The organism is Paraburkholderia kirstenboschensis (assembly GCF_032806925.1).
Lineage (GTDB): Bacteria > Pseudomonadota > Gammaproteobacteria > Burkholderiales > Burkholderiaceae > Paraburkholderia > Paraburkholderia kirstenboschensis.
In genome coordinates this window covers 1,657,297-1,670,433 of sequence record NZ_CP136513.1, presented here as the reverse complement: position 1 = coordinate 1,670,433, position 13,137 = coordinate 1,657,297, and the positions used below count along the sequence as shown (strand labels likewise).

The window sequence follows — 13,137 nt, the reverse complement described above, 5'->3', positions numbered from 1 at the left end:
TCAGAGTCGTTGAACTGGGCAATAGATTTACCGCAGTTCGGCAGGCATGCACCAAGGAAGAAGCGCGGCGTAGTCGTCGACGGTCTGCGCGAGTGGCAGGCACCGGAGCAGCCAGGTGAGGTACCGATATGGATCGATACCGTTGACTTTTGCCGACTGGACCAGCGAGTAAAGATTTGCGCTCGCATGTGCGCCAGCAACGGTATCGGCGAACAGGAAGCCCTTGCGTGCAACGACAGGTTCGCGATCATTCTGCCCATATCGGGCAGGAAGTTGAAGTCCATTACCGTTGGCATCCCTTGTACGGGCGTCGCGTCAAGGGGTTCTGGTGCAAATAGGCCGTCTGGAAGAGACGGTTCAGATAGAAAGGATTTCTTATCGAGCAGACAGGACAGCACTCCAGACGGCGGGCGCAGTGATATCTTTGAGGCCGAGCTTCGCAAGATTGAATTGACCTTTTCGAATGCGATGCAGCAACTCAATGCCTGCGAGCGTGATCGCGGCGTTCCTGAACCGTTTGAAGCCGAGCATGACATTGGTCCGGGACTTGATGTGGCGATGGTCCTACTCGATCAAGTTGTTGAGATATTTCGAGGACCGGATCTTCGTATCCTCCGGCAGCAGGCCATCCGCCTTCATCTCCCGCACAGCACGGTGTGAGGCGGCATAGCCATCGAGCGTGATGGTCTTTGGTGGCTTGCCCTGATGTTTGATGGCCCTGCTAAAGAAGGCTATGGCCGCCTTCACGTCACGTTTCGCCCTGAGCAGGAAATCAACCGTCTGTCCCGACCGATCTACCGCCCGATAAAGGTAGACCCATTTGCCGCGGATTACTCTTCAGGTTGCTCATTGTCGGATGATGAGATCGGGGAGCAACACTTTAACCGATTCACCTTCAGGATTTGCACCAGAACCGCCGGGCAATCGTTTCTTTGCAGACTGATGCGACCGAGATGGCGATCCGCTGCGTCGCACGGGCAGTCGCACATGAGCGAGACAATAGGCCGTCGGTGCAAAGCATTGCATTTCAGAAACGCGCATATTCATAGCTTCATTTGCTGGTTCTGTGTCGAAAGCAGCGTGCCTATACTGCTGCGTCGGCGTCACGCATACGGCGTGGTTTCGCCGACCACAACGGCGCGGCTTTCCGCCGTGGCCGATCCATAGGTGTGCCGTAGAAAAGGGAAATAGGCGTATGCAGGCGTCTCCGGAGACCATTACACGCTCGAAGCTCGAAAGTGCGCTTGCCGCATTGCCGGCGCTCGCGCAGGCACTTGGAGAAGATGCCGCGGAGCGCGAATTGCGGCGCGAGTTGCCGGTGGACCGCTTTGCACTATTTCGTGCATCGGGGCTGGGTGTGCTGCGATTCCCTATCGAGTGGGGCGGCCTTGGGGGATCGCTCGAAGATCTCTTTCATGTCGTGAGTACTTTGGCTGCGCACGAGTCGAATGTCGCGCACGCGCTACGAATCCACTACGATCAGACCGAGCAGTTGCTGCTGTCGCCCCGTTCTTCGTTTAACGACACGCAGATTGAACGGATAAAACAAGGCGCGATGTTCGGCGGCGCATCGACCGAGCTGGGCACCTCGCGGCCCGGCGAAATTGTCACGAAGCTCGTGCGCGACGGCGAGCACTTCCGCGTGACGGGCAAGAAGTATTACTCGACGGGCACTGCCTTCGCGGACTATGCGCGCATCAACGTGCAGGACGAGAACGGCGAGAATGTATCGTTCATTGTGCCGTCGTACTGGCGTTGGCATGGTGTTTCAGAACTTCAATCTCTTTCCGCATCTGACGGTGCTGGAGAACATCATCGAAGCGCCCGTTGCCCTCGGGCGCTTGTCGCGCCCCGAAGCGGAGCGTCTCGGGCGCGCTTTGCTTTCGCGCGTCGGCCTTGCTTCGAAAGAAGACGCATGGCCGCGTCAATTGTCCGGCGGTCAGCAGCAGCGCGTGCGATTGCGCGCGCACTTGCGCTGAAACCCAAGGTACTTCTTTTCGATGAACCGACGTCGGCACTCGATCCGGAACTGGTGAACGAAGTACTCGATGTCATCAAGGCACTCGCGCGCTCGGGTACCGCCATGGTCATCGTTACTCATGAAATCGGCTTCGCGCGGGAAGTTGCGGACACCATTGTCTCCATGGATGGCGGGCGCGTGATCGAACAAGGGCCGCCATCGAATGTACTGGCTGTACCGCAACATGCGCGTACACGCGAGTTTCTTTCGAGAGTGCTATGAGGCTTTTCACAATCACACAATGACAGACCGACGCCAATTCATTCTGACGAGCCTCGCACTCGCTTTGTCTTCTCTGTATCACCCCGCCGCGCAAGCCGCCGTCGATCTGAGTCCGCAGCAGCCCGGCAGAATCCGCGCGCAGAAGGACGCAGGCGCGTTGTCCGCACTGGCCGGGCGCTATCGCTTTGTTAACGAAGGCCGCTTTACGGTAGCCATATCGCCGCATTTGCCGCCCACCGCGACTTATGCAACGGACGCGCGAACGGTTGTCGGATCGGATGCGGATTACGCGCAACTGATCGCCGACTCGTTCGGACTGGAGTTGGACATCGTGCCGATTGTTTGGGCCGACTGGCCGCTCGGCCTGACGTCGGGCAAATACGATGCAGTCATTTCGAACGTGGGCGTGACTGAACAGCGCAAGGAAAAGTTCGACTTCACTACCTATCGGCAGGGCTTGCATGGCTTCTACGTGAGAACGAAAAGCCCGATCACGAAGATCGCTGAGCCGAAGGACGTTGCGGGGCTGAAGCTCATTACATCGTCGGGCACCATTCAGGAAAAGATCATTCTCGAATGGGATCGGCAGAATGTCTCGAAGGGACTTAAGCCAATTGAGTTGCAGTACTTCGACGACGATGCCGCGAGCCGCGTCGCGTTGCTGTCGGGGCGCGCGGACGCAATACTCAACCCGAATGCACCTCTCGCGTATGACGCGGCCGCGACAGGCGCAATCCGTCGGGTGGGCACGGTCAACGCGGGCTGGCCCGCGCGTGCCGACGTCGCGATTGCTTCGCGCAAGGGCAGCGGTCTCGTCGATGCACGCACTGTCGCGACGAACTCCTTGATTGCCGATGGTAGCTACGCCCGCTCACTTGCGCGCTGGGGCATTCAGGAAGAAGCGGTGACGCGCTCCGAATCCAATCCGCCCGGCCTGCCGAAGTTCTAGCGCGCCGTAACGGCCCATGTCTCGCCGATGTTTGTCTGCGCGCGGCGCTACATCGCGCGGCGCGTTCAATCTCTTACTTCTTACTCATCATGGCTCACCAAAGCTTTCACAATCGTACGCGCTTCATTCGCGTGGCTTCCCGCCTGTCGAGCGTGCTCGGCATTGCAGCGCTTCAGGTTGCCTGTGCCGGTGCGTTCAGCAGCGCGGCGCACGCGGCACCATCCGGAACGCTGGTCTTCTGTTCAGAGGGTAGTCCCGCCGGCTTCGACCCAGGACAGCACACCACGAGCACCGATTTCGACGCCGGCACCAACACCGTGTACAACGAGCTTGTGCAATTCAAGCGCGGCACACTAGACCCGGAACCCGCTCTCGCGACGAGCTGGGACGTGTCGGCGGATCAGCGCACATACACGTTCCACTTGCGAAAAGGCGTGAAATTCCAGACGACCGGATGGTTCAAGCCGACTCGCGAGTTCGACGCCGACGACGTGCTGTTTACCTTCAACCGCATGCTGCACGCGGACGATCCATTTCGCCGGGCGTATCCAACGAGCTTTCCCTATTTCAGCGATCTCGGCTTCGACAAGAACATTGCCGGCATCGATCGCGTCGACGATTACACCGTGCGCTTCCGACTGAAAGAGCCGGACGTGATCTTCGTGCGCAATCTTGCGATGAGCTTTGCGTCGATTCTTTCCGGCGAGTACGCGGCGAAACTTTCGGACGCACATCGCGAAAGCGACATCAACCAGTTTCCGGTCGGAACGGGACCATTCACGTTCCGCTCGTATCAGAAGGACGCGTTGATTCGCTATGACGCGAATCCCGATTACTGGCAGCCTGACGACGTGAAGCTTGCGCATCTCGTGTTTTCAATCACGCCCGATTCGGGGGTACGCATTCAGAAGCTCGCGAGCGGCGAGTGCCAGGTGTCGGTCTTTCCCCGGCCCGCGGATCTCGACGTGGTCAAGCGCAATGCCGCGCTGAAGCTGGTCTCCGGCGTTGGCTTCAACGTGGGATTCGTTGCGTACAACACGCAGCACGCGCCGCTGAACCGCGTGGAAGTCAGACGGGCGCTCGACATGGCGATCGACAAGCCTGCGATCATCAAAGCGGTGTTTTCTGGCAACGCGACGGTCGCGACCAACCCGATGCCGCCCGCGCAATGGTCTTACGACAAGGCGTTGAAGGATGCGCCGCTCGATCCCGCAAAAGCGAAGGCGTTACTCGCGCAGGCTGGCTTTCCCGATGGTTTCGAACTGACGCTGTGGGCGATGCCGGTGCAGCGCCCGTATAACCCGAATGCGCAACTCATGGCTCAGATCATCCAGCAGGACTGGGCGAAGATCGGTGTGCGCGCGAAGATCGTCAGCTACGAATGGGGGGAGTACAACCGGCGCGCGAAGCAGGGCGGCGAACATGACGCGATTCTGTACGGCTGGTCGGGCGATAACGGCGACCCGGATAACTGGCTCGGCACTTTGCTCGGCTGCGATGCCGTGCATGGCAGCAATGTCGCGAAGTGGTGCGATCCGGCGTTCAATGGCTTGATCGAGAAGGCGCGCGGCAGCGCAGACGTGAGTGAGCGCACGCGCCTGTATGAGCAGGCGCAGGTCATCTTCAAGCAGCAGGTGCCTTACACGCCCATTGCGCATTCAATCGTGTCGCTGCCCGCCTCAACACGGGTGAGCGGACTCGTATTTTCGCCGTTGGGTAGTCATCGTTTTGATGGCGTCTCGTTGCGTTAGACAGCGGTGGACGGCGTTGTCAGGTTGCTGGCCCGGTCACGTAAGATGGCGTGATGAAGAAATCGAAATCGCTCTAGCACGGTCACCGTTTCCCAGCCGAGGTCATCAGTTGCACTGTGCGCTGGTATTTCCGCTTTCAGTTGAGCTTGCGCGACATCGAGGAACTGCTCTTCGAGCGCGGTGTGACCGTGACATACGAGACAATCCGTTGCTGGTGCGATAAGTTTGGCAAAGGCTTCGCTCACGGGGTCAAAGCTGCGCGACGCAAGCCGGGTAGCACATGGCACCTCGACGAGATGTTCGTCACGCTGCGTGGCGAACCGCACCTGCTGTGGCGTGCGGTCGACGGGCATGGCGCCGAACCCGACATCTTGCTGCAAAAGCGGCGGGACAAAGCCGCGGCCAAACGTTTCTTCAGGCGTCTGCTACGTTCGGGCCCGGTGCCTCGCAAGATCGTCACCGATCAGTTGCGCAGGTATCCGGCGGCAAAAGCGGAGATCCCGGAACTTGCGAACGTGAAGCACGTGTTCGTCAAAGCGGCCGCCCGACTGAACAACCGCGCAGAGAACAGCCACCAACCAACTCGCGAACGCGAGCGTCGCATGCGCGGCTTTCGCGACCCGCAACGCACACAGGAATTTCTCTGGTGCTTCGGACCGATCAGGCAACACTTCGCGCTCAAGCGGCATCTGCAGCCCGCTTCACTCTATCGCAAACAGCTCGCGGCGCGATTCGTTGCCTGGTGCGAACTCACCAAAGTCACCGAAAATCCGTCCTACGCGTTCTGAGGGACGCTTTTTCCTGCCGTCTTTCCGCCTCAGTCTCGACAAGTTGACAGAGCCGTTGCGGCTGGCCGGTGCGTCCCAGAAGCCGCCGTTGGGACGGCGCGGGGCCGAACGGCAGAAGAGGGTCGGGAGTACGAACTGACCACTGTCCGTTCCTGGGCAGCGAGATTCCACTGGCCGCTTTCCGGCGATGAATTCGCGGAGCGGGTTGACGCAGCCCGACCCACTCCGGTCAGACGACCTTCTCCAAAGCGGTCAGTCAGTCGAATCAAGCTTTTGCCGACTGCAGCGCCATAAAGCGGACGTTGGCGACCTCACCCAATCGGCCAGGAGCGGTCCCTCGCATGCCTCGTGAGCCAGACATTCAGATGTCGGCTCCGCTCCGAAAACGGCCGTCCAATTGTCATGAGCGGAAGTTTGATCATTGGCAATCAGCACGTGGCGGACGCCGGGAGTCCAGCACATCGCCTACCGACACCCCCGAGGTTGTCGAAGTGCAAAGCCGGCTCGACCGAAAGGACTTCCCGCTCTCGCAGTGGGCGATGATTGAACGCCATGTAGGCAGGGAGTTCATGATGCAGAATGCCCCATCCCATGCCCCGTGCGATGTCGGACGTGTTGCGATAGGCCCTGCCCGCTCGAATACCTCCTGCGCCGCCGCATCAGTACCTGAGAGGGGCGGCCGGCTACAGCCAGCTCCGTCGCAGCCTGTGTCGCGCTCAAGGCGGCCTCGTAGAAGCGAACCTGATCGTTAGTTGGCTATCCGCAGAAATAGGTCTGTTCGTTTTCGATTACGTCGCCGTTTCAGACTGGGAATCGTTCAGCCAGGCCTCGTACTGCTTGGACCGGCTACGGACTTTCGAACCCAGCCGATTCCAGATAGCTCACGCTTAGTTGCCTGCAGGCTGAACGGCCGTTCACTGAAGATATAGCGCCGGTGAAACGCAATTCTAAGCGGTTGTTAGCTTCTGATTCCTTTCACCCCTGGTCAGCCCGACTTACCGCCGATGATTGTGCTTTCGGCACAGATCTGCGCTGTGCGAGGCGTGCGTCTTTCTGCGTCACGGCGCCCACATATTTCCAGCCGTCCGGCATCTTCACGAACGTATAGCCCGTGGGCGTATCGACAAAAACGGTGAAAACGGGCGAATCAGCCTTCGCTGCGGACGACACTTGCGCGTGCGAGACCATCGGCGCGACAAGCATCGCCGTGAAAAGTAACGAGGAAATCAGCTTCATCACACACTCCCTAAGACGTTGAATCGTTCGAACGGTGAATATCCCCGCTGTTCACAGACATATATGTAACGACTGTCACAGATATTGAAGCACGCGCGGAATGCGGTGTCCATAATTTTGTTATGATCGACATAGAATTCACTATTCACGCGTTTGAAACAATCGATCGCCGGGAGGGAGCATGGAGTCGAGCACTGAAGGCAACGTAAGAGGACGTGGAAGACCAAGAGCATTTGAACGCGAGCCGGCGCTCAGGCGGGCAATGAACCTTTTCTGGGAGAAGGGGGGCTTTGACAATTGCTCGATGACGGATCTTGTCGATGCAATGGGTGTCAATTCACCAAGCATCTACGCGGCGTTCGGCAGCAAGGAAAGGCTTTATCACGAGGCGATCGAACTTTATGTGCGGACTGAAGGCGGCGCAGCGTTCCGGAACTTCGAATCGCGCGCGACTTTGCGCGACAGTCTCGAAGTGATGTTCGAGACAAGCATTGAGCTTTTCACGGTCGCTCAGCCTCCGCGTGGATGCATGATTTTTCTCGGCGGCGCAGCGGTCGGCGCAGAGCACGTCGAGTTGAGAAACTTTCTTCAGGAGTTGCGGTTAAAGGCGACTCGAACCGTGGAGAAGCGTATGAAAAAAGCGATCGAGCAAGGGGAACTCGCGCGCGACGCAGACGCCGTGGCGCTTGCGACATTGTGCATGTCGGTCTTTTCGGGCTTGTCCATCCAGGCGGCCGACGGCGCTAGCAAACGAAAGCTGCGCGCAGGGATTGCCCAGTTGCTAGCGATGATACCTTTTCGGTGACAGGTAATCAGATAGGCTTTCGTGGGCCGAACGTCCGCCTCGTTTGATACTGTTGAAAAAGTCGCTGGTCGTCTATTTCATGAGGTTTTCAGGGGTACTCTTACCCTTGGGCGGCATGTGCGAGCGGCTTATAGGCCGATCTGAGAGGTCAATATTCGCGCAGAACAACTGCTAAAACCTCCTCGGCGACTTTTTCAACAGTATCTTTTGTAAAGAGTCATTGATGTGTGGGTATTCGACAGCCGCTCAGGGTCGTCTACGGAAGTTCACCTTTTGACCGCGGGCCGCAGTGTTCGATCCGACTTCGCATTTCCGGATTCGGCCAATAACTGCCCTAAATGTTCGTCCTGTATACGGCTGATCCTCTGCGAAGAACGTGCGGCGGCGTTGCGCGTCGCTTTGGCCGAAATCTACTCAGACGAATTCGCGGCGGCATTCGGGCAGCCGTGACCGGCGGCGGCCGTCGTATATCGCAGGCGCTCGCACCGTGATGTACGCATCGCAACAGCAGACGGTGGGGGTGCATGGGCGCCGAAGGCGGTAATACCGGCGCTTCGTTTGCAGGAGGGTTTTCGTTGATAGGTGCGGCGAGAGCAGATATAGCGTTGCTTGCTCCTGCGGCCAGGCTTGAAGCTCAAGGCGTGTTGCAGCACATCGAGCAAATGACTCTGGCGCCGGTTCGGTAGGCGCTGGCGCGTTTTCCGGTCAGTAGGTTCTATCGGTGATGACACGGGCCACTACTTCCAGCGATCGCCTGAGCGTGACCAGATCGACAGACCCGATTGCCAACCGGACGGCATGAGGCACATGAGCCGACGTCGAGAAAGGCAGGGCTGTCGACACTGAAACCCGCTCGCGGATCAACGCCATCGCAATCTCGTCCGCGCGTAGCTCCTGCGCGAGAGGCAGCCACACGAAGTAGGAACTGGGGTGGCCGACCCGTTTAAGCCGGCCCAGAATGTCGGCGACGAGGCTCTGACGCATTGCGGCATCCCGTCGCTTCTCTCCTTCAAGCCGGGCTACGGTGCCGTCTTCCATCCAGCCGCAGGCAACGGCCGTCATGATCGCTGGAGTGTTCCAGACAGTGGCCCGGATCGCCCGTTCGAGTTTGGGAACCCATGCGCTCGGCGCACAGACGAAGCCGACACGCAGCCCCGTCGCGACACTCTTCGACAAGCTCGATACATAGACGGTCGTCTCCGGCGCAAGCGATGCCAACGGAGGCGGAGCATCTTCCGCCAGGAATGCGTAAGCGCCGTCCTCGATGATGATCAGCCCGTGTTCCCGGGCGATGGCAACAAGCTCCCGACGTCGCGCCGCGCTCATTACCCAGCCAAGCGGATTGTGTAGCGTCGGCATGGTGTAGACGGCGCGTACTCGCCGTCGTTTGCACAGGGCCGCCAATGTGTCCAGATCGGGGCCGTGCCCAGCGGCCGGGATCGGCGCAAGTTCCAGCCGATTGGCCTCGGCGGCCAGCTTGAATCCAGGGTAAGTCAGCGTGTCCACGGCCACCACGTCGCCGGGCTCGAGTAATGCCATGGCGGATGTCGTCAGCCCGTGCTGTGCGCCGCTTACGAGCAAGGTCATTTCGGCCGTTGCTGTCAACCCCCGGCTGCGGAGGTGAGCCGCCACGGTTGCGCGTTCGTGCTCGCGCCCGCCGTGGGGCTGATATCGAAGTAGTGACTCCAGATCGCCCGCTGCCGCGAGCTGGCGCAGCGCCGCCCTGAGAAGATCGGTCTGGCCCGGCGTAGACGGATAGTTGAAGCTTAGGTCGACCGTGTCTGCGCTCCAGGCATGCAGGTCGATGCCCTGTCCGCGCGGAAGCGCCTCCTTGACGAATGTGCCGCGGCCGGTTTCGCCGCTGACCAAACCCATATCCTGCAGCTCCGAGTAAACGCGCGAGGCCGTGACCAACGCGAGGCCTTCGCGAGCAGCGAGGTCGCGGTGCGTTGGCAGACGCGTTCCGGGACGCAGGCGGCCCGCGCGGATGTCAGCCGCGAGGCGGTCGACCAGATGCTTGTAGCGTGGTTGTGGCATGTCTAAATGTATCCATGACAATTATTTGATTGTATTGATTATCGAGCATACGATGGCTTAACACAACGTCTCCACTTCTTCGAGGACGCCATGCACATTGCCATTCTGACCTTTGAAGGCTTCAACGAGCTCGACTCGCTGGTCGCGCTCAACATCCTTAACCGGGTCAAGAAGCTCGGCTGGAAGGTTTCGATCGCCAGTCCGACGGACAAGGTGCGTTCAATGAACGGCCTGGTGATAGAGCGGCAAGCGTCGCTCGCGGACGCATACGAAGCGGACGCCGTGCTGGTGGGTAGCGGGATAGGGACCCGGAACGTCGTCGCGGATGCCGCGTTGATGGCGCAACTGAGGCTCGACCCGACGCGCCAACTGCTCGGCGCTCAGTGCTCGGGCACGTTGATTCTCGCGAAGCTGGGCCTGCTGAACGGCGTTCCCGCCTGTACGGACGTGACCACCAAACCGTGGGTCGAGGAGGCAGGTGTGGCGGTGCTCAACCAGCCGTTCGTGGCGAAGCATAACGTCGCGACCGCCGGCGGTTGCTTGGCATCGCAGTATCTGGCGGCGTGGGTTATCGCGCGTCTGGAGGGTGTCGAGGCTGCACGCAACGCGCTTAACCACGTCGCCCCAGTGGGGGAGAAGGAGACCTACGTGACGCGCGCAATGGCGAACATTTCGCCCTTCCTCTAAGCCGCGACGTCCTGGTGCGTCCTTCAAAGTTGGCATTCTCGGAGTGGTATCGCTAATCATGCCCGTCGGCCGGGTTGGCCGTCTGGATGAGATTGCAGGTGCCATCGCCCTCCTTGCGAGTCCTCTTGCGGGGTACATCACCGGCATGAATCTGCGAATCGATTGAGGGCTATCGCCCAGCCTATAAACTCCTGATGTTCTTTCACCGAGGAACACCGCGAACACTCGACAGGCGGTTGTGCCTTGATACTGTTGAAAAAGTCGCTGGTCGTCTATTTCATGAGGTTTTCAGGGGTCCTCTTACCCTTGGGCGGCATGTGCGAGCGGCTTATAGGCCGATCTGAGAGGTCAATATTCGCGCAGAACAACTGCTAAAACCTCCTCGGCGACTTTTTCAACAGTATCCCTTGGAAGCGGTCATTGCTCCATCCAAAGTCCGACTGGCGGCTTCACGCCCTGAGTCGGTCAGTCAAGTGTTCTTCGAAGGCAGTTCTGTCCAAATCCATGACCTTGTAGCCTCGGGCGTCGCCCATTCCTGAAACGGCGTATGGTGCAGAAACGTCGCGCGCTCACTTCGCGAGTTGTCCACCGCCGGCCGTTGTCAAGGTCATAACAAGGGACCCGCCGGCCGGCGGTGGACAACTCGCGACAGCAAACGGAGGCCAGGCGGAACGGGTTACCCCGGAAGTTCCAGGTTCTTCAGGAGTGACGAGCCACGCTTCCTGAGGGCGTTGAGGTAAATGCTCTCGTCGTACCGTGTTCCGGTCTGCCAGCAACGATAGAGGATCCGTATCCACTTGAACGCCAACGCCCGGACGGCGGCCTGATACGAGCTGCCCTTCGCCCGCTGTTGCCGGTAGTAAGCGCCCGCCCAGAACGATTTGGTGATGGTCTGGCCAGCCCATTCGACGAAGGTCTGGCGCAGGAACGTGGGACATTGCCAGCGCCAGTGCACCCAGCACTTCTTGCCGCTGCGTTCCGTTACCGGTGCGATGCCGGAGTACTTCTGCAGTTCATCAGCGCCCGTGAAGCGGTCCCGTTGCTCGCCAAACGCAGCCAGCAGGCGCGGTGTCAGATGTGGACCTGCGCCGGGCAAGCTGTCAAACAGGCCGAAGTCGGGCAGCCCCCGTGCGACTGCCGCGATTTCCTTGTCGAACATGTCGATCGCAGCCAGCGCTGTACGCAGTTGCTTCACCAGCGTCAGCGCGAGCAACCGGTGAGGTGCAACGACACCCGGATCATCAGTGAGCGAAACAGCGCAGCGGATCGAGTCCAGACGTCCCTCAATGAGTTCGGCCCGGCGACAGTTGTGCGCATGGAAGAACGTTTCAAGGGTCTTCCTGCTCCCGCGCCTGACTGCCGGCAGAGTTGGCCAGCGCGTCAGAAAATCACAAAACAGCACCGTGTCGATGTCGTCGAACCATTCCAGGGCTTGAGGATAATACTGCTTGAGTGCGTGGGTTAGCCGGTTGGTGAAGCGCGTCTTGTCACCGACCAGTTCGCGACGCTGTTCGATCAGGCTCAGCAGGGAACGCATGCCGGTGCTCTGCGGCCTGAGCGCGCTGAACCGCTCAGGATGGCGCAGCAACAGGTCGAGTGCCAGTTCCGCATCGGTGGGATCGTCCTTGGCCCGGCTCGGCTTGAATGCCTCACGGTACTTCGCGAGCATTGCGGGGTTGATCGGGAATAGAGTAACGAACTCATGTTTCCGCAACACAGAGACGATCGGCCCTGCGGCCAGCTCAAGCGCGACTGCGATCGGACCACCAAAGCGCTGATGTAACGCCTTTGCCCATTCATCAATGCGCGTAACCTGGTGAGGGATGCAGTCGAACTCGCGCCTGTCGTCGCCAGCCTGCTGTAGGCAGATGTCATGTTTGGTATCTGCCCAGTCGAGGCCGATGAAAGCCTTGAATTGCTGGTTCGATAGAGGTGTCATGTAAACCCCCGCAAGTGATAGATTGCCCGATAGGGGCATGCGTGCTTGCGTCCAGCGAAAGCAATATAGTGAGCCGGTGCCACGGCGAACCCTGAGTATTCGTTATCGGACGCAGGCGCACCCGTGGACTCGAAGCTAAAGCGGCAATCGTCCAGGCGTTTGGGTCGGGATATTCGTAGTCCACGGGTGCATGTCCCGCCTCGGCTGGCAGCTCGCTGCCAGCCCCACAGTATCGATTAAAGCGGGACGGACTATCTATAGAGGGTCGGGAGTACGCACTACCGACGGGCCGCTTCCGGGAAGCGGAGTTCCACTGGCCGCTTTCCGGCGATGAATTTGAAGAGCGGGCTGACGCAACCCGACCCGGAGCTGCCCGTCGGGTTGGCGGGATTTCAATGACGGCTTCGAGGGGGGCCTCGGACATCGGTATTCGCACAAGCTGCTGCTGTGCTTCGGCTCTGGAGTCGCCGGCGCGACCATCGACCGATGGCGGCTATAGCCAGCTTAGCCGCCATCAGATCCAGGAGCGGTTTTGCACGGCAATTTTGCTGCCGCTGGAAGGAGAGCAGGCGACTCTGAGCGGCGAATCGCCGTTGCCGATTGGGTGTGCCCGCTGTGGGTTTGCGGATCCAATCCGTCCTGCCACATTCGTGTTTGTCGACGCCTCAATCATCCTATCGTCCCGGCAGCCGCGGTCTCATGC

At 59.7% G+C, this 13,137-nt stretch carries 10 protein-coding genes and 3 pseudogenes; 7 read left to right on the top strand and 6 right to left on the bottom strand.

The genetic code is table 11. The features are described from left to right. Positions 1-27 precede the first annotated feature (27 nt). Together RW095_RS30135 and RW095_RS30130 are read right to left on the bottom strand one after the other, a co-directional pair. Positions 28-237, bottom strand: a pseudogene (locus tag RW095_RS30135) (transposase domain-containing protein); the annotation flags it as partial. 138 nt (positions 238-375) lie between these two features. After that, positions 376-831: pseudogene (locus RW095_RS30130) on the bottom strand (IS6 family transposase); the annotation flags it as partial. A 364-nt stretch (positions 832-1,195) separates the two neighbouring features. On the opposite strand from RW095_RS30130, the gene RW095_RS41775 reads away from it, so the two are divergent. From RW095_RS41775 to RW095_RS30110, 4 genes and pseudogenes are all read left to right on the top strand, one after another. Continuing rightward, entirely contained in the window at positions 1,196-2,242 is a 1,047-nt protein-coding gene (locus RW095_RS41775) for an AAA family ATPase (protein ID WP_449406547.1), read from the top strand. Between the two features lie 19 nt (positions 2,243-2,261). Then, positions 2,262-3,191 carry an ABC transporter substrate-binding protein gene (locus RW095_RS30120; protein WP_317022373.1) on the top strand — a complete coding sequence of 310 codons (930 nt, stop codon included), beginning with the start codon at positions 2,262-2,264 and terminating at the stop codon, positions 3,189-3,191. Between the two features lie 89 nt (positions 3,192-3,280). Further along, positions 3,281-4,942, top strand: coding sequence for an ABC transporter substrate-binding protein (locus tag RW095_RS30115; RefSeq protein ID WP_317022372.1), 1,662 nt, complete (start codon positions 3,281-3,283; stop codon positions 4,940-4,942). A 53-nt stretch (positions 4,943-4,995) separates the two neighbouring features. After that, positions 4,996-5,730 (top strand): annotated as a pseudogene (locus tag RW095_RS30110) (IS6 family transposase). A gap of 567 nt (positions 5,731-6,297) precedes the next feature. Here RW095_RS30110 and RW095_RS41580 read toward each other — a convergent pair. Both RW095_RS41580 and RW095_RS30105 read right to left on the bottom strand, forming a co-directional pair. Continuing rightward, a complete protein-coding gene (locus RW095_RS41580) occupies positions 6,298-6,450 on the bottom strand; it encodes a hypothetical protein (RefSeq protein ID WP_394365207.1) in 153 nt (50 codons plus the stop codon). 255 nt (positions 6,451-6,705) lie between these two features. After that, positions 6,706-6,966, bottom strand: coding sequence for a hypothetical protein (locus RW095_RS30105; RefSeq protein WP_317022371.1), 261 nt, complete (start codon positions 6,964-6,966; stop codon positions 6,706-6,708). Between the two features lie 262 nt (positions 6,967-7,228). On the opposite strand from RW095_RS30105, the gene RW095_RS30100 reads away from it, so the two are divergent. Then, the gene (locus RW095_RS30100; protein ID WP_317022370.1) at positions 7,229-7,771 is read left to right on the top strand and encodes a TetR/AcrR family transcriptional regulator; all 543 of its coding nucleotides are present in this window, start codon (positions 7,229-7,231) and stop codon (positions 7,769-7,771) included. Positions 7,772-8,476: 705 nt separating this feature from the next. On the opposite strand, the gene RW095_RS30095 is transcribed toward RW095_RS30100, so the two are convergent. Continuing rightward, positions 8,477-9,808, bottom strand: a complete 1,332-nt coding sequence (locus tag RW095_RS30095; protein WP_317022369.1) for an aminotransferase-like domain-containing protein — start codon at positions 9,806-9,808, stop codon at positions 8,477-8,479. A gap of 90 nt (positions 9,809-9,898) precedes the next feature. On the opposite strand from RW095_RS30095, the gene RW095_RS30090 reads away from it, so the two are divergent. Together RW095_RS30090 and RW095_RS41575 are read left to right on the top strand one after the other, a co-directional pair. Beyond that, positions 9,899-10,495 carry a DJ-1/PfpI family protein gene (locus tag RW095_RS30090; protein ID WP_317022368.1) on the top strand — a complete coding sequence of 199 codons (597 nt, stop codon included), beginning with the start codon at positions 9,899-9,901 and terminating at the stop codon, positions 10,493-10,495. Positions 10,496-10,553: 58 nt separating this feature from the next. Continuing rightward, on the top strand, positions 10,554-10,661 hold the full coding sequence (locus RW095_RS41575) for an SDR family oxidoreductase (protein WP_394365222.1): 108 nt from the start codon (positions 10,554-10,556) through the stop codon (positions 10,659-10,661). A gap of 510 nt (positions 10,662-11,171) precedes the next feature. Here RW095_RS41575 and RW095_RS30085 read toward each other — a convergent pair. Further along, complete coding sequence (locus RW095_RS30085; RefSeq protein WP_317022367.1) at positions 11,172-12,434, bottom strand: IS110 family RNA-guided transposase; 1,263 nt, start codon at positions 12,432-12,434, stop codon at positions 11,172-11,174. Positions 12,435-13,137 lie beyond the last annotated feature (703 nt).

Coding starts and splice junctions, on each gene's coding strand:
- RW095_RS41775 (WP_449406547.1), top strand. CDS start 1,196: ATGCAGGCGTCTCCGGAGACCATTACACGCTCGAAGCTCGAAAGTGCG.
- RW095_RS30120 (WP_317022373.1), top strand. CDS start 2,262: ATGACAGACCGACGCCAATTCATTCTGACGAGCCTCGCACTCGCTTTG.
- RW095_RS30115 (WP_317022372.1), top strand. CDS start 3,281: ATGGCTCACCAAAGCTTTCACAATCGTACGCGCTTCATTCGCGTGGCT.
- RW095_RS30105 (WP_317022371.1), bottom strand. CDS start 6,966: ATGAAGCTGATTTCCTCGTTACTTTTCACGGCGATGCTTGTCGCGCCG.
- RW095_RS30100 (WP_317022370.1), top strand. CDS start 7,229: ATGAACCTTTTCTGGGAGAAGGGGGGCTTTGACAATTGCTCGATGACG.
- RW095_RS30095 (WP_317022369.1), bottom strand. CDS start 9,808: ATGCCACAACCACGCTACAAGCATCTGGTCGACCGCCTCGCGGCTGAC.
- RW095_RS30090 (WP_317022368.1), top strand. CDS start 9,899: ATGCACATTGCCATTCTGACCTTTGAAGGCTTCAACGAGCTCGACTCG.
- RW095_RS41575 (WP_394365222.1), top strand. CDS start 10,554: ATGCCCGTCGGCCGGGTTGGCCGTCTGGATGAGATTGCAGGTGCCATC.
- RW095_RS30085 (WP_317022367.1), bottom strand. CDS start 12,434: ATGACACCTCTATCGAACCAGCAATTCAAGGCTTTCATCGGCCTCGAC.